The 22,142-nt window shown below is 62.7% G+C and carries 16 protein-coding genes; 7 read left to right on the forward strand and 9 right to left on the reverse strand.

Annotated features, from left to right (window positions below; genetic code table 11):
• Positions 1–119: 119 nt before the first annotated feature.
• Positions 120–1,634, reverse strand: coding sequence for a polyphosphate:AMP phosphotransferase (pap, locus tag J1N02_RS04350; RefSeq protein ID WP_027603955.1), 1,515 nt, complete (start codon positions 1,632–1,634; stop codon positions 120–122).
• A gap of 141 nt (positions 1,635–1,775) precedes the next feature.
• Here pap and mnmC point away from each other — a divergent pair, with 141 nt between their 5' ends.
• Positions 1,776–3,770 (forward strand): bifunctional tRNA (5-methylaminomethyl-2-thiouridine)(34)-methyltransferase MnmD/FAD-dependent 5-carboxymethylaminomethyl-2-thiouridine(34) oxidoreductase MnmC, encoded by a 1,995-nt coding sequence (gene mnmC / locus J1N02_RS04355; RefSeq protein WP_421147185.1) that lies wholly within the window; start codon positions 1,776–1,778, stop codon positions 3,768–3,770.
• 8 nt (positions 3,771–3,778) lie between these two features.
• On the opposite strand, the gene J1N02_RS04360 is transcribed toward mnmC, so the two are convergent.
• Positions 3,779–8,599 carry an NEL-type E3 ubiquitin ligase domain-containing protein gene (locus tag J1N02_RS04360; RefSeq protein WP_421147186.1) on the reverse strand — a complete coding sequence of 1,607 codons (4,821 nt, stop codon included), beginning with the start codon at positions 8,597–8,599 and terminating at the stop codon, positions 3,779–3,781.
• Between the two features lie 310 nt (positions 8,600–8,909).
• On the opposite strand from J1N02_RS04360, the gene J1N02_RS04365 reads away from it, so the two are divergent.
• The 4 genes from J1N02_RS04365 (at position 8,910) to J1N02_RS04380 (ending at position 13,996) form a co-directional block, all read left to right on the forward strand.
• On the forward strand, positions 8,910–10,682 hold the full coding sequence (locus J1N02_RS04365) for an N-acetylglutaminylglutamine amidotransferase (RefSeq protein ID WP_092355077.1): 1,773 nt from the start codon (positions 8,910–8,912) through the stop codon (positions 10,680–10,682).
• A gap of 3 nt (positions 10,683–10,685) precedes the next feature.
• The gene (ngg, locus tag J1N02_RS04370; protein ID WP_027603951.1) at positions 10,686–12,434 is read left to right on the forward strand and encodes an N-acetylglutaminylglutamine synthetase; all 1,749 of its coding nucleotides are present in this window, start codon (positions 10,686–10,688) and stop codon (positions 12,432–12,434) included.
• 90 nt (positions 12,435–12,524) lie between these two features.
• The gene (locus J1N02_RS04375; RefSeq protein WP_421147187.1) at positions 12,525–13,709 is read left to right on the forward strand and encodes an osmoprotectant NAGGN system M42 family peptidase; all 1,185 of its coding nucleotides are present in this window, start codon (positions 12,525–12,527) and stop codon (positions 13,707–13,709) included.
• Positions 13,710–13,768: 59 nt separating this feature from the next.
• Positions 13,769–13,996: a YheU family protein gene (locus tag J1N02_RS04380; RefSeq protein WP_003236706.1), complete on the forward strand. Its 228-nt coding sequence runs from the start codon at positions 13,769–13,771 to the stop codon at positions 13,994–13,996.
• A gap of 1 nt (position 13,997) precedes the next feature.
• Here J1N02_RS04380 and csrA read toward each other — a convergent pair whose 3' ends face one another.
• A complete protein-coding gene (gene csrA, locus J1N02_RS04385; RefSeq protein ID WP_092355080.1) occupies positions 13,998–14,195 on the reverse strand; it encodes a carbon storage regulator CsrA in 198 nt (65 codons plus the stop codon).
• 127 nt (positions 14,196–14,322) lie between these two features.
• Positions 14,323–15,138, reverse strand: a complete 816-nt coding sequence (locus tag J1N02_RS04390) for an SDR family oxidoreductase (RefSeq protein ID WP_421147188.1) — start codon at positions 15,136–15,138, stop codon at positions 14,323–14,325.
• A gap of 328 nt (positions 15,139–15,466) precedes the next feature.
• On the opposite strand from J1N02_RS04390, the gene J1N02_RS04395 reads away from it, so the two are divergent.
• Positions 15,467–15,619, forward strand: a complete 153-nt coding sequence (locus J1N02_RS04395; RefSeq protein ID WP_015885095.1) for a DUF3309 family protein — start codon at positions 15,467–15,469, stop codon at positions 15,617–15,619.
• Between the two features lie 69 nt (positions 15,620–15,688).
• On the opposite strand, the gene J1N02_RS04400 is transcribed toward J1N02_RS04395, so the two are convergent.
• The 5 genes from J1N02_RS04400 to J1N02_RS04420 form a co-directional block, all read right to left on the reverse strand.
• Positions 15,689–17,776: an LTA synthase family protein gene (locus J1N02_RS04400; RefSeq protein ID WP_098478982.1), complete on the reverse strand. Its 2,088-nt coding sequence runs from the start codon at positions 17,774–17,776 to the stop codon at positions 15,689–15,691.
• Between the two features lie 295 nt (positions 17,777–18,071).
• Positions 18,072–18,263, reverse strand: a complete 192-nt coding sequence (locus tag J1N02_RS04405) for a PLDc N-terminal domain-containing protein (RefSeq protein ID WP_003192770.1) — start codon at positions 18,261–18,263, stop codon at positions 18,072–18,074.
• A 67-nt stretch (positions 18,264–18,330) separates the two neighbouring features.
• Positions 18,331–18,861 (reverse strand): hypothetical protein, encoded by a 531-nt coding sequence (locus J1N02_RS04410; RefSeq protein ID WP_027603946.1) that lies wholly within the window; start codon positions 18,859–18,861, stop codon positions 18,331–18,333.
• 41 nt (positions 18,862–18,902) lie between these two features.
• Positions 18,903–19,418, reverse strand: a complete 516-nt coding sequence (locus J1N02_RS04415) for an ankyrin repeat domain-containing protein (protein WP_421147189.1) — start codon at positions 19,416–19,418, stop codon at positions 18,903–18,905.
• 96 nt (positions 19,419–19,514) lie between these two features.
• Positions 19,515–21,341 (reverse strand): long-chain-acyl-CoA synthetase, encoded by a 1,827-nt coding sequence (locus J1N02_RS04420; protein WP_368962263.1) that lies wholly within the window; start codon positions 21,339–21,341, stop codon positions 19,515–19,517.
• Between the two features lie 394 nt (positions 21,342–21,735).
• Between J1N02_RS04420 and J1N02_RS04425 the strand changes: the two genes are divergently transcribed.
• Positions 21,736–22,014, forward strand: coding sequence for a DUF3509 domain-containing protein (locus J1N02_RS04425; protein WP_027603943.1), 279 nt, complete (start codon positions 21,736–21,738; stop codon positions 22,012–22,014).
• Positions 22,015–22,142: the final 128 nt, after the last annotated feature.

Consider the following 22,142-nt stretch of genomic DNA (forward strand, 5'->3'; position numbering starts at 1 on the left):
TGGTCAGGGCCGCTTCGCGCCCCAGCGCGGGGCAAGCCCGCTCACCACAACAACCCTGCTCACCACCACAGGCCCGCTCGCCACAGAGGACTGCATCCTGAACAGCACCAGGCCAGTGGTTATTTCTTTTTCTTCTTGTCGTGCTTGTCGGACTTGGCGAACGCTTCCTCCAGGGCAAGGTTGATGGTGCGCAACACCTTGACCCGCGCCCAGCGCTTGTCGTTAGCCTCCACCAGCGTCCACGGCGAGACCTCGGTGCTGGTGCGGTCGACCATATCGCCCACGGCGGCGCGGTAGTCGTCCCATTTTTCGCGGTTGCGCCAGTCGTCTTCGGTGATCTTGAAGCGCTTGAAGGGGATTTCCTCGCGGGCCTGGAAGCGTTCCAGTTGGGTCTGCTTGTCGATGGCCAGCCAGAACTTGACCACGATCACACCGGCGTCGCGCAGTTGCTCTTCGAAGTCATTGATCTCGCCATAGGCGCGCATCCAGTCGGCCGTGGTACAGAAGCCCTCGATACGCTCCACCAGCACGCGGCCGTACCACGAGCGGTCGAACACGGTGAACTTGCCCCGCGCCGGGATCTTCTGCCAGAACCGCCACAGGTACGGCTGGGCGCGTTCATCCTCGGTGGGCGCGGCAATCGGCACGATGTGGTACTGGCGCGGGTCGAGCGCGGCCGCCACCCGACGGATCGCCCCGCCCTTGCCCGCCGCGTCGTTACCTTCGAAGACCGTCACCAGCGCGTGCTTGCGCATGCGCTTGTCGCGCATCAGGCCGGAGAAGCGCGCCTGCTCGGTAATCAGCTGTTCTTCGTAATCGTCCTTGTCCAGGCTCAAGGTCATGTCGAGGCTGTTGAGCAGGCTCATCTGGTCGACGGCCGAGGGCAAGGGTGCCGGGTTCATGCCGCTGGCCTTGCCCTTGGGCAGCTTCAGGGCGTTCTGCAGGCCTTCGAGCAGGATCTTGCCCACGGTGAGGCTGCGGTAGTTGGCGTCGACGCCTTCAATCACATGCCAGGGCGCGTAATCGCGGCTGGTACGGCGCAGGATGCGCTCGCCGAAATGCACGAACTTGTCGTAGGTCTCGGATTGCTGCCAGTCCAGCGGGCTGATGCGCCAACTGTGCAACGGGTCGTCGGCCAGGGCCTTGAGCCGTGCCTTCATTTGCTTCTTGGACAGGTGGAACCAGAACTTGAAGATCAGCGCGCCTTCATCGCAGAGCATCTTCTCCAGGCGCTCGGCGCCGGCGATGGCCTGGTCGAGCCGCGCATCCTTGATCTCGCCGTGCACCCGGCCTTGCAGCATCTGGCTGTACCAGTTGCCGAAAAAAATGCCCATGCGGCCTTTGGCAGGCAGTTGGCGCCAGTAGCGCCAGGCCGGGGGGCGGGCCAGTTCTTCGTCGGTCTGCTGGTCGAAGGTGCGCACCTCGATCAGGCGCGGGTCCATCCATTCATTCAGCAGTTTGACCGTCTCACCTTTACCGGCGCCTTCGATGCCGTTGATCAGGATGATCACCGGGAAGCGCTTTTGCTGTTGCAACTCGTACTGCACCTCCAGCAAAGCCTCGCGCAGGGCGGGCACTTCGGCCTCAAAGGTGTCTTTGTCGATGGCGTGACCGATTTCGGCAGATTCGAACATGGGCGGCTCCGTTCCAGAAGTGAGCAAGACTAGCGGATTGGGCAACAACGCGCGGGAGGAAATTCCACCGGGGCTTGCCGTGGGTCAATTCAAAGCCTGTTGATCGGCTAGAATGGCCGCCTTGCCTTTACCGAGCCGCCCATGAACCCCGTAACCCACGCCCAGCTCGACTGGGATGATCAAGGTCGCCCGCACTCGCGGGTGTTCGACGACGTGTATTTCTCCGACCAATCGGGCCTGGACGAAACCCGCTATGTGTTCCTGCAACAGAACCGCTTGCAGGAGCGCTTTGCCGCACTGCCAGCGGGCGGGCGTCTGGTGATTGGCGAAACCGGCTTCGGCACCGGCCTGAATTTCCTCTGCGCCTGGCAGTTGTTCGAGCAACACGCCGTGGCCGGGGCGCGCCTGCATTTTGTCAGCGTGGAAAAGTACCCCCTGAGCCACGCCGACCTGCAACGCGCCCTCGCCCTCTGGCCGGAGCTCGCGCCGTTCGCCGAGCAATTGCTGGCGCACTACATCGCCATTCACCAAGGCTTCCAGCGCCTGGTGCTGGATAACGGCCGCGTCACCCTCACGCTGCTGATCGGCGATGCCCTGGAACAGTTGCCGCAACTGGATGCGCAGATCGACGCGTGGTTTCTCGACGGCTTCGCCCCGGCAAAGAACCCCGAGATGTGGAGCGCCGAACTGTTTGCCGAGCTGGCACGCCTGGCGGCCCCGGGTTCGACCATCAGCACCTTCACCAGCACAGGCTGGGTGCGCCGGCTGATCAACGCCGCCGGTTTCAAGATGAAGCGTACGCCGGGCATCGGCCACAAGTGGGAAATCCTGCGCGGGGAGTTTCTCGGCTGGCCGGCCGAGACCCCGGCACCGGCCGCCGCCAAGCCCTGGTTCGCCCGCCCCTCCATGCCCAATGGCGAGCGCCGTGCCCTGGTGATCGGCGGCGGCCTGGCCGGCTGCGCCAGCGCGGCCAGCCTGGCGGCGCGGGGTTGGCAGGTCAGCCTGTTGGAGCGCCATGGCGGTCTCGCCCAGGAGGCCTCCGGCAATCCGCAAGGGGTGCTTTATCTCAAGCTGTCGGCACACGGCACGGCGTTGTCGCAGATGATCGTCAGCGGGTTCGGGTACACCCGGCGCCTGCTGGAGCACCTGCAACGCGGCGTGGATTGGGACGGCTGCGGCGTGCTGCAACTGGCCTTCAATGCCAAGGAGGCCGAACGCCAGGCGCAACTGGCCCAGGCATTCGCCCCGCAGCTGCTGCATCTGCTGGATAAGGCTCAAGCCCAGGCTCGCGCCGGGGTGGGCCTGGAACAGGGCGGGCTGTTTTTCCCCGAAGGCGGCTGGGTGCATCCCCCCGCGCTGTGCCAATGGCAGGCGCGCCAGCCAGGTATCGGGGTGCTGGCCCATCATGAGGTGCTGGACCTGCGCAAAGTCGACGGCCACTGGCAGGCCTGGGACGGCGATCGGCTGCTGGCCAGCGCCCCCGTGGTGGTGCTGGCCGGGGCGGCTGAGGTCAAACGGTTTGCCGCCAGCGCCGAGTTGCCCCTCAAGCGGATTCGCGGGCAGATCACCCGCCTGCCCCAGACCACCGCCAGCCAGGCCCTGGCCACGGTGGTGTGTGCCGAGGGCTACGTGGCGCCGGCTCGCCTGGGCGAACACACCCTGGGGGCCAGCTTTGATTTCAACAACGATGACCTCACCCCTACCGCCGCCGAGCACGCCGGTAACCTTGAGCTGCTGCAAGAGATTTCCCCGGACCTGGCCCAGCGCCTGCACGCCGCCGACCTTGCCGCAGAGACCCTGGAAGGCCGCGCCGCCTTCCGCTGCACCAGCCCGGACTACTTGCCGATTGTCGGGCCCCTGGCCGACAGCCTGGCGTTCGCCCAGGCCTACGACGCGCTGCGCAAAGACGCCCGCTACACACCGCAGGCTGCCTGCCCGTGGCTGGACGGCCTGTACATCAACAGCGGCCACGGCTCCCGGGGCCTGATCACCGCGCCGCTGTCCGGCGAGTTGCTGGCGGCATGGCTGGACAACGAACCGCTGCCCCTGCCCCGCAGCGTGGCCGAGGCCTGTCACCCGAATCGCTTTGCAGTGCGCGGGTTGATTCGCAGCAACGCTGCAAAAACGACCCCGTAGGCCGCGCTTCAACCTGCCGGTGGCAATTGGCAGGTGCCCAGCTCATCGAGCCTCAACGCCTCCTGGGTCAGGCGTTTGAGCTCGACGAGTTCGGCGCTTTCCCGCGCGCTCTGGATCGCGCCCATCTGGGTGTGATAGTCAGCGTCACCCAAGGTTTCCCTTTGCGCCCACACCGCTTCCATGCGATCGCCAAAAGGCTGGGTCAGGGTGTCGAACGAACCGCCATGGGTGCGCCTCAGGTAACTGCTCCAGAATGGCAGCTTCACCATATAGTTCAGCAGTTGCGGGGAAAGCTCGGCCTCCTTCAACTGCGCTTCGGCAACCTCCAGCATGTGCTCGGTCACCCCGGCCAGGCTGGCAAAGCGCATATGCCGGGGCTGCCCGGGCAAATGAAAGCGCTCCACCAGCCCGGTGCGATAAGCCAGGCTGACCTCCAGCGGGTCGAGCATCGGATGCTCGGCGCTGTGTCGGCTGGCCATGGACTCCAGGCGGTCGAGACGAAACAAGCCCCTGGCCAACCTGAGCAGCGGCTTGGCCGTGACCCTGCCGCCCTCCACCCGCTGCGAGGCCTCGTGGATTTCAACCAGCACCTCCAGGTCGCTGAAGCTCACGGCAGCGGCGTCATCACAGTTCAACGGCGTGGCCGCGCGCTCGAAAATCTCGGCCCGCAGCCGGGTATCGGCAGCGGCCGCCTCCAACACGCGCCAGATGCGGCGGTTCATGTCCTCGCGCACGTGGCTGGTGTCGGCGGCGCCACCCAGGCCGGCCAGCAATTTGAACAGGCCGTCGGAGCCGGGCTCATCCTTGAGCCCCAGCCAGGTCTCGGCCTTTTCGGCGAAGTGTGTCGCGTATTCATCGCCCAGCCACAGCTCCCGGGCGGTCTGCTCGTTGAGTCGCGCAATGTCATCCTCAACGAAGCCCATGCCCACGCCGATGGTGTCCCGGTAACGGTTCAAGGCCTGACGAGTGCTGGCGTCCAGAGGGTTATGCCGCACGTTGATGACTTCGGTGTGCTCACGCGGCGCATTGAACAACCATGCCGGCAAACTGGCGATGTCATTGTCCCGCAGGTCGAGTTGCTCCAGGTACGGAACGCGGGTAAAGCCGGTGGGCAGACTGGTCAGCCGGCAGTTGCGCAGCATCAGGTTGCGCAATTCGAACATCTTGTTGACGACGGGCGGGTCCACCAGGGGATTGTTGCTCAGGTCGAGCACGACCAGGCTCTTCAGGTCCGCGAGTTTGGTGCGGGTGTACTCGGTCAGTTGCAGGTGGTTATCGGCCATGTACAGCTGCCTGAGCCACGGCATGTGCTGGAGCACTTCCGGCAGCCGCGTCAGCCGATTGCCGTTCAACGCCAGGCTGCGCAGCCCCTTGAAGTGCTTGAGGAAATACGCGACGTCATCGTTGAGCCCCATGCGTTTCAATGACAATTGCCGGACATGCTCGAACTGCACGTGCGCCGGCAAGGTCGGCAACGCCCCGATGGCCATGCCGTCCAGGGACAGGCTCGGCACGTTCTGATGGTGTTCATCCGGCGCCAGCGACGCATATTGCCAACAACGCTCGATGGCCCGAGCGGCCTGGTGTCGCGCCAGGCGGTAGTCTTGCAGCGCAATGTCCGAGTAGGGCTGCGCCGGTTTGTCCTTGGCCCACAGCCTCAACGCCCGCTGCAGTGCCTCATAGTGCTGCTCAAGGGTGCGCACGGCTTTGGCCCGGGACAGGTGATCGGTGCCCAAGTCCTGCAGGAAGGTCGACAGGCGCCGGTCATCGAATAACGGGAAGAGTTTGCGAGCCTTGCGCATCAAGCCCGCAGGCTGTGGAGGCGGCGCAGGCGGCGAGCCTTGCACGCACGACAGGGCCGGCTCCTCGGGTACCGCGCGCTCGGGCCATAAGTAACGGCCGATGCGATTGCGTTCATCCTGCGCCTTGCCAATCAATGCATGCCGCAGCTGGCTGGCCCTGCCGCTCGCGGTCAGGCGCAGCGCGTCGCGTTGGGCGGCAGGCAAACTGTTGAGCAACGCCTCGTAGAAACCTTCCGACCCGCCGGCCAACGCGCCCAAGGCCTTACCTTGCCCATCGTGGGCGCGAAAGCCCTTGGCCGACTGCACCACGATGCGCCTCATATCAGCGTCTGCGTGGCCCACCTGGCCCAGGACAGTGCCCTGTACGCTTTCGCGGCGTACCTGCAAGAACAGATCCCCGGGCCAGCCTGGAACCCGTTGCAGCAACCCGGTGGCCACGCGCCGTGTCGCATCGGTGGCCAGCTCCGGCAAGTACAGGCCGGCCAGGGCGGCGTCTTCCTCCAGCGCTTCCAGGGCTTCCCGGGCCCATTGGCTGACCCGCAGCGGCACACGCCCGGTATGACGCAAGTGCCAGCGCTCCGCCGTGGAGGCCTGGGTCATGACCTCCCAGGCCACCCGGATCGGCAATTGCGGCAAGCGCTGCTTGAGCTGGCCGTGATCGGTCTGATCGATGAAATCGGCATCCATGCGCAGCCGCTCATAGACCGCCTGATGCGTGGTCTTGAGCGAGGCGGTGAGACGCCGCGCCAGGGCCGCTTGCGCTTCGTCGGCGTGGAAGGTGCCGCCGAGCAATTGCGCGGTTTCCTCGGGGTCGAGGGCGGCCAGCAAGGTGGGCAGGATCTGTCCGTTCCGCAGTTGTTGCGTGGTGAGGTGGATGCTCAAGTCCTCGTAATCGAACGGCGCGGTATCTGGATGGCGCTCAAGCAGGTAGCCCTCGTCGTCGAGCAGTTCGAAAAAACGCCCACGGGGCCACCCGTCCATCAGCGGCAGGGCCAGCATCTGTACACGGGTGGTGGCCGCATTAAGCGGGGCTTGATGCTCCATTTGCCAGATCAGGTCGCGAACCCCCTGGTTCAGCTTGAACCGCAGCGCACAATCGCGCAGCCGCTCCGGCAGCGGCAGGTTCTGCCTGGCCAGTTGCTGCAAGCGCGGCAAGGTCGAGCCGGTGATAGCGGCGATATCCTTCAGGTGTCCGGCCGGGAAAACGCTGAGACTGGGGTCCAGCCGCCCCAGGATATAGTCAGGGCTGCGCCATTCATCCGCCTGCTCGAACGAGAACTGCCAGCCGCCCTGGTAGTTGTGGGTCAAGGGCGGCCGATAGGCCGAATCCCGCTGCGGATGCCGGGCTCGCCAGCGCCCGGTGCGGGCGTCAAAGACAATCGAATACAGCGCCCCGTCGACATTCACATAGGACTGGCCATTGAGCTGGTAGACCCCACGGGGGCTGGCCACTGTGCCTTCGAGCGAGACGGTGTGGCGATACGGCTCGGTACGACTGCGCCATAAGCGCGTGGACTTGTCGGGCAGCCGCACGGCTTCGAGGCTGTCGTAGAACCCCGCCGCCGACGGTGTGGTTCGCCACAGCCGGCCCACGACTTTTGTACCCGCGGCGAACAACGCCATGGCAGCGAGGTTTTCCGCAATGTTCGTCAGGTGCCTGAGGGCGCCGAGCTTGTCATGGTGCAGCCAGTCATCCACCCCCTCGAACACCTCGCCAAGCAACTGCCCAACGGCCACGCCGGTCATCAGTTGGCCCACCACCGGTACCACGAACCCGGCGACGTTGAGCACCGTCAAGCCGACATCCAGGTAATCCTGGATACGCTTGCGACGCGCGTCGTCATCGGCCTGGGCATTGGGAACCGCCAATACCTGCGCATCCAGCTGGATCTTGCCAACGCAGGCATTGAAAAAGAATGTCGACAACTTGCCTGTGACCGGGAGCGGCGTCACCCGCACGACGATTGCCTCCTGGTCAAAACGTTCGAAAAAACCGAAACGCTCGGACTCGTCCAGGTAACCCTTGAAGAAATCACGATAGGTACTGACGTGAAGCTTGAGGGTGAGGTAGAGCTTGAAATGCTCCAGTGATTCATAGCGGTACCACGGCCGCACGGGCTCGTTGGGCATATACACCACGATCGGGCCGCTGGAGAACCCTTCGGCCGATGCACTGGAAAACACCAATACCCCCCACAGGCAGGCGCCGTCGATGTTCAGGCCTTGCCAGGTCAGCGGCTGCTGGTTGAACCACAGTTGCCGGATGTCCCTGGCGGGCATATCCGCCTTGACCAGGCCCAGCAGCAACGCGCGGGTCGATGCATCGATATCGCCCTTGGCATGGGCCAGATGCAGGTCGATCTGCATGTCCACGCAGCGGGATTGGCCGACCTGCGCCACCGAAGGATTGAAGTCGTGGTCGGGTGCCACCAGGTTGAACACTTCGCGCACATGGGTCTGATAGGCCTCTCCCAGGTTCAGCTCGCGGCAGTAGCCGATAAAGGCCTGGGCGCTGAGGGTTTGCGCAACTTGGCGCATGGGGCCGATGCGCACCACGGCAGTGGTCGGCGAGCCGCCTGGCTCGGCAGCCGCCTGGGAGAAATTCTGCATGGCCGCTTGCAGCAGGCTGTGCTTCTCCAGATTGACGGTCTCAATCATCTGGCCGCCCAGGTCCTGGCTGACACCGCTGAACGAGCGCCGGGGGATTTCCAGGGTGTCGTTTTCGATGTCCAGGCCCCCATGCCCCTTGTCGTCCAGGAATGCCCTGAGCCGTCCGGCACAGAATTTATCCAGCGGTTGCAGACGGTTCAGCAATCGGTGCAGGGTTTCACGCGGGCGCTCGCTGTCGGCATACGCCTGCTCGATGGCCTGCAGTACATGGGAGTCGGCCTTGACCAACCAGGCCGGCAGCGTGTCGTGCAAGACCTGCGCTTTATCCAGGTCGCCGGTGATATTCAGCAGGGCCGCCATCAATTGGTCGTGGGGCACCGGCTCGAGCGCCTGGGTCAAATCAGTGGTTTGCGTCATTCGCAATGTTCCTTTATCGCGTTGAACAATGACGCCAGACGATAAGCGCTGCGATCGCGCAAAAGGGTTCAAATAGCTGCAGGATCAGCCCTCGTAACCGTCGATTTTTTGCATCTCACCTCGACTTAAGTACCGCCCCTTTCACTGACGCCGCACAGGCTGCTGGGGTGTTCCGAATGGGGGGCGGCGGTTTGCCATATAACTTATTGATCTAAAACTCCGCGTATAGCCTCGGGTCAGTCCCTAGGTACCCGCCCTTTTGGTGCGGGTCTTTCTATCCCTCCCCAACGGAAAAACCGGTAAGGAACCTATGTGCGGATTAGCTGGCGAGTTACGTTTCGATCACCAACCTGCGGACCTCGCAGCGGTGGAGCGAATTACCCATCATTTGGCCCCACGTGGCCCTGACGCGTGGGGCTTCCATGCCCAAGGGCCGATTGCCCTGGGTCATCGGCGCCTGAAAATCATGGACCTGTCGGACGGCTCCGCCCAACCGATGGTCGACGCCCAACTGGGCCTGTCCCTGGCGTTCAACGGCGCGATCTATAACTTTCCGGAATTGCGCCAGGAGCTTGAAGCCCTCGGCTACGCGTTCTATTCCGGCGGCGACACCGAAGTGCTGCTCAAGGGCTACCACGCCTGGGGCGAAGCGCTGCTGCCCAAGCTCAACGGCATGTTTGCCTTTGCCGTCTGGGAGCGCGATGCCCAGCGCCTGTTCATCGCCCGTGACCGTCTCGGCGTGAAGCCGTTGTACCTGTCGCGCACCGGCCAGCGCCTGCGCTTTGCCTCGGCCTTGCCGGCGCTGCTCAAGGGCGGTGATATCAACCCGATCCTCGACCCGGTAGCGCTCAATCACTACCTGAATTTCCATGCCGTCGTGCCCGCTCCGCGCACGCTGCTGGCGGGCATTGAAAAACTGCCGCCGGCCAGTTGGATGCGCATCGATGCCGAAGGCAACACCGAGCAGAAAACCTGGTGGACCCTGCCCTACGGCCCCCATGAAGATGAAAAAAACCTGAGCCTGGAAGACTGGACCGACCGCGTGTTGGACAGCACCCGCGAAGCCGTGGCCATCCGTCAACGGGCCGCAGTGGATGTCGGCGTACTGCTTTCCGGCGGCGTCGACTCGAGCATGCTCGTCGGCCTGCTGCGTGAAGTGGGCGTGCAGGACCTGTCGACCTTCTCCATCGGTTTTGAAGACGCCGGTGGCGAGCGTGGCGACGAGTTCCAGTATTCGGACCTGATCGCCAAGCACTACGGTACCCGTCATCACCAACTGCGCATTGCCGAACACGAGATCATCGAACAACTGCCGGCGGCGTTCCGCGCCATGAGCGAGCCGATGGTCAGCCATGACTGCATCGCCTTCTACCTGCTGTCGCGGGAAGTGGCCAAGCATTGCAAGGTGGTGCAGAGCGGCCAGGGCGCCGATGAGTTGTTCGCCGGTTACCACTGGTACCCGCAGGTCGACGGCGCGAGCGACCCGTATGCGGCTTATCGCGAGGCGTTCTTCGACCGCAGCTACGATGATTACGCCGCCACCGTCGCACCGAAATGGCTGACCGCCAACGACGCCGCCGGCGACTTCGTGCGCGAGCATTTCGCCATGCCCGGCGCGGACGCCGCCGTGGACAAGGCCCTGCGCCTGGACAGCACGGTGATGCTGGTGGATGACCCGGTCAAACGCGTCGACAACATGACCATGGCCTGGGGCCTGGAAGCGCGCACGCCCTTCCTCGACTACCGCCTGGTGGAACTGTCGGCCCGTGTACCGGGTAAATTCAAATTGCCCGACGGTGGCAAGCAGGTGTTGAAAGAGGCCGCGCGCCGGGTGATTCCGAGCGAAGTCATCGACCGCAAGAAAGGCTACTTCCCGGTGCCGGGCCTCAAGCATTTGCAGGGCGACACCCTGAATTGGGTGCGCGAACTGCTGCTGGACCCAAGCCAGGATCGCGGCCTGTTCAACCCGGCCATGCTCGACCGCCTGCTCACCGACCCGCAAGGTCAATTGACCCCGTTGCGCGGCTCGAAGCTGTGGCAACTGGCCGCGCTGAACCTGTGGCTCAGCGAACAAGGAATCTGATTGATGAAACCCCATGCAGCGGCTTACAGCCAACGCTTGTTGAAGGGCCAGGCGCCGACCTACGAGCGCCTGCAAGCGCGTCTGGCCGAAGATGGCAGCCCATTGGCCGCCGAGCCGATCGCCGTGCATTGCGGCTGGGGCCGGTTGTTGATCGGCCATACCTTCCCGGACCCGGCGAGCCTGGCCCAGGAACTGCTCAACGAACAACCCGGCGAGCGCGATATCGCGCTGTATGTGGCCGCGCCCCAGCAGATCCTCGGCATAGATCCGCAGCAGTTGTTCCTCGACCCATCCGACACCCTGCGCCTGTGGTTCAGCGACTACCGCCCGGCCACCCGTGTGTTTCGCGGCTTTCGGATTCGCCGGGTGCAGAGCGAGGCCGATTGGCTGGCGGTCAACCAGTTGTATCAAGGCCGCGGCATGCTGCCGGTCGACGCCGAACGCCTGACACCGCGCCATGAAGGCGGCCCGGTGTACTGGCTGGCCGAGGACGAAGACAGTGGCGCGGTGATCGGCAGCGTGATGGGCCTCAATCACCAGAAAGCCTTCCACGACCCGGAAAACGGTTGCAGCCTGTGGTGCCTGGCGGTCGACCCGCTGTGCACACGCCCCGGTGTGGGCGAAGTGCTGGTGCGCCACCTGGTGGAGCACTTTATGAGCCGTGGCCTGAGCTATCTCGACCTGTCGGTGCTGCACGATAATCGCCAGGCCAAGAACCTCTACGCCAAGCTCGGCTTCCGTGCCCTGACCACCTTTGCGATCAAGCGCAAGAACGGTATCAACCAGCCGCTGTTCCTCGGCCCCGGACCCCAGGCGGGGTTCAACCCGTATGCGCGGATCATTGTCGAAGAGGCCCATCGACGCGGCATCGATGTGCAGGTGGATGACGCCGATGCCGGTTTGTTCACCCTCAGCCATGGTGGCCGCCGCGTGCGCTGCCGCGAGTCGCTGAGCGACCTGACCAGCGCGATCAGCATGACCCTGTGCCAGGACAAGAGCCTCACCCACAAGGTGTTGAAAGCCGCGGGTTTGAAACTGCCTGCGCAACAACTGGCGGGCAGCGCCGATGACAACCTGGAGTTCCTCGACGAACACCAGCGCGTCGTGGTCAAGCCGCTGGATGGCGAGCAAGGCCAGGGCGTGGCGGTGGATCTGCAGAGCATTGAAGAGGTGCAGCAGGCAATCGAAGCCGCGCGCCAGTTCGACAGCCGCGTGTTGCTGGAGAGCTTCCACCAAGGCCTGGACCTGCGCATCCTGGTGATCGGCTTCGAGGTGGTCGCCGCTGCGATTCGCCGCCCTGCCGAAGTGACCGGTGACGGCCAGCATTCCATTGGTGCGCTGATCGAGGCCCAGAGCCGACGCCGGCAGGCGGCCACCGACGGCGAAAGCAAAATCCCCGTGGATGCAGAAACCGAACGCACCCTGCACGCCGCCGGCTACGACTACAGCAGCATCCTGCCCCGTGGCCAGACCCTGGCCGTGCGCCGCACCGCCAACCTGCACACCGGCGGCTGCCTGGAGGACGTCACCGCGATCCTCCATCCGACCCTGGTGGACGCCGCCGTGCGCGCCGCCCGCGCCCTGGATATCCCCATGGTGGGCCTGGACCTGATGGTGGCTGCGGCCGATCAACCCGAGTACGTCTTTATCGAAGCCAACGAACGGGCCGGCCTGGCCAACCATGAACCGCAGCCGACGGCGGAGAAGTTTGTGGACCTGCTATTCCCCCATAGCCAGCCGACAGCTCAATAACCCTGTGGTGAGCGGGCTTGCCACAACAAGCCCCTTGGCCACAACAGCCCCACTGGCCAAAGAATTTCACTTATTTCATCAGGAGTCTTCATGAGCCGAACCATCCCCGAACCGGACCTCAACTACCTGCAAAAAGTCCTGCTGGAAATGCTCGCCATTCCCAGCCCCACCGGGTTTACCGACACCATCGTGCGCTACGTCGCCGAACGCCTGGAAGAGCTGGGCATCCCGTTTGAAATGACCCGGCGCGGGACCATTCGCGCCACCCTCAAGGGCCAGAAAAACAGCCCCGACCGTGCGGTGTCCGCGCACCTGGACACCATCGGCGCCGCCGTGCGCGCGATCAAGGACAACGGCCGCCTGACCCTCGCGCCCGTCGGCTGCTGGTCGAGCCGCTTTGCCGAGGGCAGCCGCGTCAGCCTGTTTACCGACAACGGTGTGATCCGTGGCAGCGTGTTGCCGTTGATGGCCTCCGGGCACGCGTTCAACACCGCCGTGGATGAAATGCCGGTGGGCTGGGACCATGTGGAATTGCGCCTGGATGCCTACTGCGCCACCCGCGCCGATTGCGATTCCCTGGGGATCGGCATCGGTGACTACGTGGCGTTCGACCCCTTGCCCGAGTTCACCGAGAGCGGGCATATCAGTGCCCGCCACCTGGACGATAAAGCCGGCGTCGCCGCGCTGTTGGCTGCGCTCAAGGCCATCGTCGACAGCGGCGAACCGTTGTTGATCGACTGCCACCCGCTGTTCACCATCACCGAGGAAACCGGCAGCGGCGCCGCGGCGGCTTTGCCCTGGGATGTGAGTGAGTTTGTCGGTATCGATATCGCCCCGGTCGCCCCCGGCCAGCACTCCAGCGAGCACGCGGTCAGTGTGGCCATGCAGGATTCCGGCGGGCCGTATGACTATCACCTCTCCCGCCACCTGCTGCGCCTGGCCTCGGATAACGACTTGCCCGTGCGCCGCGACCTGTTCCGCTATTACTTCAGCGATGCCCATTCGGCGGTGACGGCCGGCCACGACATCCGCACCGCGCTGCTGGCGTTCGGTTGCGATGCGACCCATGGTTATGAGCGCACCCATATCGACAGCCTGGCGGCGCTGAGCCGGCTGTTGGGCGCGTATATCCTCAGCCCGCCGGTGTTCGCCAGTGACGCACAACCGGCCCAGGGCTCACTGGACCGGTTCAGCCATCAGATCGAGCACGAAACGCAGATGGAGAGCGACACGCGTGTGCCGTCGGTGGACAGCCTGGTCGGCCAGAAGTCCTGACGCTGGCAACTGCGGTCCCGGCGCAGTAGGATCGCCGGGATCCATCATCTGAGGCTTGTATGCTGATTCCCTACGATGCACTTGAAGTCGACACCCTGACCCGCCTTATCGAAGACTTCGTGACCCGCGACGGCACCGACAATGGTGACGACACGCCCCTGGAAACCCGCGTGCTGCGGGTGCGCCAGGCGCTGACCAAGGGCCAGGCGCTGATTGTGTTCGACCCGGACAGCGAGCAGTGCCAGTTGATGCTCAAGCACGATGTGCCCAAGCATCTGTTCGACTGACTCAGGGGTTGGTGGCGGTTTGGGATTGCGGGGTTTGACGCTTGAGGATCTTTTGGTGGACCTCGGCACGATGGACATGCACCCCGACGGGCGCAACAACACCAAATTTCACCTGATTACCATTCAGCTCGAGAATGCGCACGGTGATGTCATCACCGATAGCGATGATTTCGCCTACGGCGCGGCTTAAGACCAGCATGGCGGTTGTCCTTATTGAATGACAGGACCCCGACCATGCGCGCTGGGTGTGGGCGCAGCAATGCCTCGCGGCAAAATCAGGCAACGCCTACACATGCAGGTAAATTGCCTGACAGACTACCGCCTGATCAGCCCTTAACAGCCTGTGCCTTGGAGCGCATCCTGTCGGCCATGGTGGTCATTTCGTCATAGAGCAACTGCGGGTTCTTCTGCTTTAAGGCCCACGCCATCCGCCCCTGCTCATGGGGCAGGATCATGAATTCGCCCTGCGCCACACGCTGGTAGATGTAGTCGGCAATGTCCGCCGCCGAGATCGGCGAACTCTCCAACAACTTGCCTACCTGCGCCTTCATCGCCGGTGTGGGCCCACGGAAAGAATCCAACAGGTTGGTCTGGAAGAACGACGGGCACACCACGTGCACGCCGATTTCCTGCTGCTTGAGCTCCACCAGCAAACTCTCCGACAGCGCCACCACACCGGCCTTGGCCACGTTGTAGTTGCTCATGGCCGGCCCCTGCATCAGGGCCGCCATCGAGGCGATGTTGATGATGCGGCCCTTGCTCTTTTCCAGCAGCGGCAGGAACGCCTTGCAGCCCTTGACCACGCCCATCAGGTTGATTGCGATCTGCCAGTCCCAGTCCTCCAGCGACAACTCGGCAAAGAAGCCGCCCGAGGCTACGCCGGCGTTGTTGACGATCACATCGATGCCGCCCAGCTTCACTTCGCAGGCCTGGGCAAACGCCGTGAGCTGGCTGTAGTCGCGCACGTCGCAGCGCTGGATAAAGCCATCGCCACCGGCTTCACGCACGCGCTTCAGGGTGTCCTGCAAGCCTGGCTCGCTGACGTCCGACAAGGCCAACTGCCAACCCTCGCGGGCCCAGCGCAGAGCGATTTCACGACCCAGGCCGGACCCGGCGCCAGTGATCATCATGCGATTTTGCATAGGAAGTAGCCTTGTGGTTCACAGAAGAAGTGATCGGCAGTGTAGCGAAGGTTTTTCCTGCACCCACGCACCATCAGAGTGATGAATGCCCCAGGCAAACCGTGGGCCGGGTCGGATACCTGCCGTCCGCCTAAGTTCAATGTTTTTCAACTAATAAGTGCTGGATGAGCGCGAATTAAAAGAAATAAGCGACTGACCGAAATGCTTTAAAAAAACATGGAATTTTCTGCGAAGCACCAGAGTCGGAGTAGTTAAGGCGTCTGTAATTAACTCTGCAGGCCTATCGTTAAACAACCGGTCTTTGCAGAAAGACAATAAGGAAAAAACCATGAGCCTCATTCTGATCATTATCTTGATCCTCCTGCTGGTCGGCGGCCTGCCGGTATTCCCGCACTCGCGTAATTGGGGTTATGGCCCGTCGGGTATCCTCGGTGTGGTGCTGGTGGTGCTGCTGGTCCTGTTGTTACTGGGCCGGATATAACCGCTCCGCGGTAATAACGAAGCAAAAAAAAGAGGCCTTGAAAAAGGCCTCTTTTTTATTGCCGGTTAATTAGTCCGGCTTACCGTTTACAACGCCTGCGGTGTTATCCAGCAAACTCTTGGTCGCGGTTTGCAGGAACGCTTCGAGTTTCTGCTTGAGTGCAGCCTCGTCCGGCGATTCGGCAATCACTTTACCGCTCGGGTTGGCGCCCAGTTCGTATTGCCACAGCTTCGGTGGCATTTCCTTGGGCAGTACCAGAATGCGGTCTGCGGTGACCAGGGCCACGGTCTGGTCGCTGCCCGATGGCTTGATCACGCCAAAGCCCTTGTCGCCTTCCGGCAGGTTCAGCAAGTCGCGGCCCCAGCATTGGTGCAGGGTGTCACCACCCAGGCGGCCCATGATGGTCGGCACGATGTCGATCTGGGTGCCCACGGTGTGGTCACGCTCGCCGAACTTCTCCTGCACGCCCGGTGCAATCATCAGCATCGGTACGTTGAAGCGACCCAGGTCCATCTCGGTGATCTGCTGTTCGTTGCCGAAGCCATGGTCGCCCACGATCACGAACAGGGTTTCCTTGAAGTACGGCTCCTTGCGGGCCTTCTCAAAGAACTGGCCCAGGGCCCAGTCGGAGTAACGCATGGCCGTCAAATGCTCGTTGAGGCTGCCACGGTCGGTGACTTTCTCCACCGGCAATGGCGTCGGCAACGCGTACGGCGTGTGGTTGGACAGGGTTTGCAGGAGTGCGTAGAACGGCTTGCCGCCTTCACGGGCCTTCAACTCTTCCAGGCCACGGTTGAACATGTCCTGGTCGGACACGCCCCAGGTCGGGTCGGAGAACACCGGGTCGACGAAGTCGTTGCGGCCGATGAAGTTGGTCATGCCCTGGTTGCTGAAGAAGCCCGACTGGTTGTCCCAGGCGAAGTCGCCGTTGTAGACATACACGTCGTTGAAATCACGGGCGCTGAGCAACTGTGGCAGGCCCGACAGCTTATGGCTGCCTTCCGGGGTCTGCATCAGGTATTCAAAGCCTGGCAGGTTCGGGAAGCAGGCCATGGTGGCGAACATCCCCTGGTGGGTATGGGTGCCGTTGGAGAAGAAACGGTCGAACAGCAGGCCTTCCTTGGACAGTTTGTCGAAGGATGGCGTGATGTTGCCGGGACGCCCCAAGGCGCCGACCGAGTGACCGGCGAAGCTTTCCATCAGGATCACGACCACGTTCTTGATCGGCAGGGTCTTCTCGGCCGGCGGCGTGTAGTCGCGGCGTACGGCGGCGATGTCGGTATCGACCAGTTTTTCCTGTGGCAGCACCAGCATGTCACGCACGGTCTGGGTGGCCAGCGGCTGGTCCAGGGTCGCCTTCCAGATGTTGGAGCGGTCCTCACCGAACCGGGCCTTGGCCGCCGCGATCAGCGACAAGGTGCCATTGAGGCCCAACTGGTTGGCGAAGTTCGAATCGGTGGTGTACACATCGCCCCAACGCAGCGGCGGGCCCTGGCGCAGGGTGCCACGGGCGGCAACCACGGCGATCAGCAGGCACACGACGAACACCGCGATGCGGCTGTACCACGGCGCCACCTGGCGCGTGCCGATGCTGCCACCACTGAACGGGCCACGTGGGCGCGTGGCGCGGTCGGCGCCTTTGAACGCGATGCTCAGGATCAGCGTGCCCACGGCCCAGGCCAGCAGGTAGCGCACCACCGGGAAACCGTACCAGAGCATGCTCATCACGGTTTTCGGGTCTTCCTTCACATACTGGAAGACCAGGCCGTTGAGGCGCTGGTGGAACTCGCGGTAGAAGTCCATCTCCATCAAGCCCAGGAACAGGGCGATGCTGGACGCAAGGGTCAGCCAGAAGCGGAATAACCCACGCGCGGCCATGGCCCGTACGCTGAACAGTGCCAGCAGCAGCGGGATCAGCAGGTAGACCACCAGGCGGATGTCAAAACGCAGGCCGTTGGCGAACGCTTCAAGGAAGGTCGAGGCCGGCGTGTCGAGGATCATCTCGCGGTTGTAGACCAGCAGCGCCAGGCGCAGCAGGGAGAACATCACCATCATGACCAGTGCGCAGAGCAGCGTGTACGCCAGATGGGATTTGACGGTCGGTTGCAGCAGGCGATTAGAAGCTCGCTGCTGACTCAGGGCGTCCGGGTTTGCCATGTCGTTTCAGGACCCATTGGAAGTTTAAGTGACGAAGTAATGCAGTGGCGCGAATGGTGCCCGATCAATGCCATCAAGGCTATTAATTACTGAACGAGCACCGCTGCGCCGCCTTTAAAAGCACCTGAGGCAGGGCCTTGGCAGGGAGAGATAGAGCCGGCGGATTGTCTTGGATAAGATGTGAAAATTGTGTGCAGCGAATATTTCGATACACAAAATACAGCGAAGAGACGAGCAAGTACCGTAGCAGCTGCCGAGCCTCGGCGAGGCAGCTGCTACAAGGAGGGAGCAGGGATCAGATCCGCACGTTGCCGCGCGGCCCGGCGATAGCCCAGATGATCAGGCCCAGTACCGGCAGCAGCAGGATCAACAGGATCCACAACACCTTGGCCCCGGTGCTTGCGCCGCTTTTGAACACATTGATGATCGCCCAGATATCCAGAGCCAGGATGATCAAGCCGATCAGGCTGTTAAAAGTGGAACCCATGGTGTCGCTCCTAAGTGAGGGCATGCCCTTGTAGGATAGCCGGCCCTGGCCGGGGTTCCGTTTTATTTCAGACGTGCACGGCGACCTTCAGCGCTTCCAGGGATGGCTCGGCCTGGATGCCGACTTCGGCACACAACGCCAGCACGCGCGGCAGGTCATTGCCGAACACCAGCACCGCCTGGATCTCGTCGTCCAGCAACTGGCTGAAGTTGAGCAGCACATAACCGCCGTCTTCCGGGCTCAGGGCGCTCATCTGGATCTGGATACGGTTCAGGGCGGTGAGGCCGTCAGTCTTGGCCAGTTGCTTGGGTTTGAGGTTGAACGCCACACCCGGTCCGAACGACGCGACGATCTGCGCAAACAGGTCGCCATAGGTATCGGCCTGGAACAGCACGGTATCCGGCAGGCTGCCGACCACCACCCACTCCCCCAGCGGGATCGGAAAGCTGTCGTCGTAGTTGATATCCGGGTTGGCGGCCAGGAAGGCCGCCGGGTCGGCGTAGGCCTGGGCGGCCTCTTCGGCGATGCGCGCCACCTCGTCCGCGCCCATGACCCCGGCGCTGATTTTGCTGATAAGTTCGACGAGGGCGGTTTTCATGGGGTGATCCTGTAGCGGGCTGGTTTTTGAGGGCGCACAGCCTACACCAGTTTCTCCAACTGCGCCGCCGTGTCCTTCGCCCCCATGGTCTGCGCCGCCGCCAGCGCAGTCGCGCCCTGGGCATCGGTGGCCTTGGGGTTGGCGCCTTGGCTGAGCAGGTAGTCGACCATGTCGACGCGGTTGAACATGGCGGCCATCATCAACGCAGTACGCCCGTCGGACGAGGCGGCCTCGATCGGCGTGCCCCCTTCAATCAGCGCCTTGACCACCGGCAAGTGGCCCTTGAACGCCGCGCCGGCGATGGGCAACTGGTTCTTGTCATTGGCGCTCAGCGGGTCGGCCTTGAACTCCAGCAGCACTTTTACCGCTTCGGCATGGCCGTGGTAGGCAGACAGCATCAGCAAGGTATCGCCGTTGTGGTTGCGAAAGTTGGCCGGCAAGCCTTTGGCCAGGAGCGCGGCGAGCATGGCGGCGTCGCCTTTGCGGGCGACGTCGAAGACCTGCTCGGCAAATTCGGCGGCTTCGTCTTCAGTCATTTGTTTGGCGTGGTCTGACATGTGGGGGCTCCTTGTCTGGTGCTTTATAGGCCGCCAGTGTCGCGAGGGAGTTCCCCACTGTCATGCCCTTTTTAGCAAAAGCGGCCATAGACAGAATCAATAGCGGAACTGGCCGCCCTGGATCTGCGCCAACAGTTGCCCGGTGACCGGCACATAGCAGTCCGACCCCGGCAACCAGGCATACACCGGGTCATTGCCGGCCTTGTCCGGATCAAAGGCTTCTTCCTTGAGCTTGACCTTCTGGTACTTGAAGGTACCGGTGGTTTCCATCTTGACCTTGATCCGCAGGAAGAGCGGCACCGCATAGTGGGGCAACTGGCCGTGGGCGAATTTCAGCAGCTCGCGCATGTCCAGCGAGGCCAGGGATTCACTCGGGGTGATGGCGACCATGCCCGCGCGGCCATTGGTGTTTTCGATCTCGACGCCATAAGCCACCACTTCGGCGATCTGCGGGTGTTGCAGCAGGACGTTCTCGACCTCGGTGGTGGACACGTTTTCACCTTTCCAGCGATAGGTGTCCCCCAGGCGATCCACAAATTGCGCATGGCCAAAGCCGATGCTGCGCAACAAATCGCCGGTATTGAAGTAGCGGTCACCTTTTTCAAACACGTCGGTGAGTACCACCCTGCGATTCTTTTCCGGGTCAGTGTAGCCGTCGAAGGGCGATTTTTCATCGATCCTCGCCAACAACAGGCCCTGCCCGCCCGTGGGGACTTTACGCATAAAGCCATCGCTGCCACGCAGCGGCTCGCCGCTGTCATGGGCGTAGTCCACCAGCGCCCAGTGCTGCAGGCAGAAACCGATGGTGTTGTCGAAATTCAGCACGTTGGTAAAACCGATATTGCCGTCACTGGCCGCGTACAGCTCGCAGATATGCTCCACGCCATAGCGTGCCTTGAACTGCGCCCACACACCGGGGCGCAAGCCATTGCCAACCATCTTGGTCACGCAGTTGTCACGGTCGTTTTCGCTGGGTGGCTGGTCGAGCAGGTAACGACACAACTCACCGACGTAGCCGAGGGTGGTCGCCTTGAATCGGCGCGCATCGTCCCAGAACTGGCTGGCGCTGAACTTGCGGCGAATGGCGAAGCCCGAGGCCCCGACAATCGCCGAGCCCCAACACACGCAAAGGCCGGTGGCGTGGTACAGCGGCAAGGTGCAATACAGGACATCGTCCGGGCCCATGTCCAGCGCGATGCTGCCGAAGCTGACGGCAGTCTTGGTCCAGCGGCCGTGTTTCATGATGCCGGCCTTGGGCAGGCCGGTGGTGCCGGAGGTGTAGATATAGAAGCAAGGGTCGTTGAAGAAGATCTGCGCAGTGCTGGCCGGGTTGTCCACCGGGCACGCGGCGCTCGCCGCCAACAGGTCGATATACCCCTGCGGCACCAGGCTGGACGGCTGATCGGCGACGAACCAGGTTCGATCAGCCGCGATGGCCACCTGATCGCGCACCGCGTCATAGGGGGCCACCAGTTCCGCGCCGACAATAATGGCTGCCGGGCTCACCAGGGTCAGGCTGTGCACCAGCGCCGCCTGGGTTTGCGCGGTATTGAGCATCGCGCAGATGCCACCCAGCTTGGCCACGGCCAGCACGTTCAAGAGCAATTCGGGGCGGTTTTCGATAAACAGCGCCACCACGTCCCCCTTGCCGATGCCCTCGGCTTGCAGGTGGTGGGCAATACGGTTGGCGCGCTGGTTGGCGTCGGTGTAGCTGAGCACACGGTCGCCGTACAGCAATGCGTTGCCGTCGGGGTTGCGCAGGGTGGCTTGCTCAAAGTGCCAGCCCAGCCCGCAAGGCTGCGCGGGGTCGGTGACATTGGCGGCACGCATGCCGCGCACTACGCGCGGCAGGGCGCGAACGATGGCCGGCACCTTACTCAGCAGCTTGCCCCAGGTGATCATGTCGTTGTGCGGGTGGCTCATGGAGAAACGTCCTTTTTCTTATTCTTCGTCTGATCCCGAAGCACCGACACCTCCGTAAGAGGAAGGCCGAATGCATTGCAGGAAAATACGTCAGCCGTTCTTCGGCTGTACACGCGGGATTTGAAAAGTTTTGTATCCCGTCGGGTGGGTGCTCAAAAAAGGAATTTAGCTGCCCGCGAGTAGTCTTTAGCCGTACAGGCGCATCCATCCGATCCCATTGAGTAACGCAAAATGCAGGATGCATGATGGCCATTCATGCAAATTGCACGAAAGCGAAAATCTTCTACTTTTTCAAGCTGTTGATTTATAACGATATTTTATAAATCACAAGATGGCACAATCACTGCACCTATCACTCCATGCTTGCCAACTTGAGCCAACGGAGCTGATAGACATGAGCCTGATCCAAGATAAATTCGCTTCAGTATTCTCCAACTACGACGTCACCACCCAGCCTCGTCCCGACGGCGGCATTCTGTTGACCCTGCGCAACAGTGACGGCAAGCAGGTCAAGCGTTCGATCTCTTACCAGCAGTTGCACACCGCCGATCAATTGACCTGGGTGATCAGCGCGATTCGTCGCGACCTGGCCGAACAAGCCAGTGAACTGCCGCAAATTTCGATGTTGCAAAGCCAGAACCGCTTTGCCCTGCCGACCTACCATTCGGCGTAAATACCGCAGTCATAACAAGGCCGCGACGCTCTTGAGCGTCGCGGCCTTTTTTGTTTGACGATGACTCCAGCCCGGCACTTCGCTGAACTGCGCCTGAGCCCGATACAGCTGTTTATACGCGAGTTCAA

This window comes from Pseudomonas sp. NFX5 (genome assembly GCF_049132125.1).
GTDB lineage: Bacteria > Pseudomonadota > Gammaproteobacteria > Pseudomonadales > Pseudomonadaceae > Aquipseudomonas > Aquipseudomonas marginalis.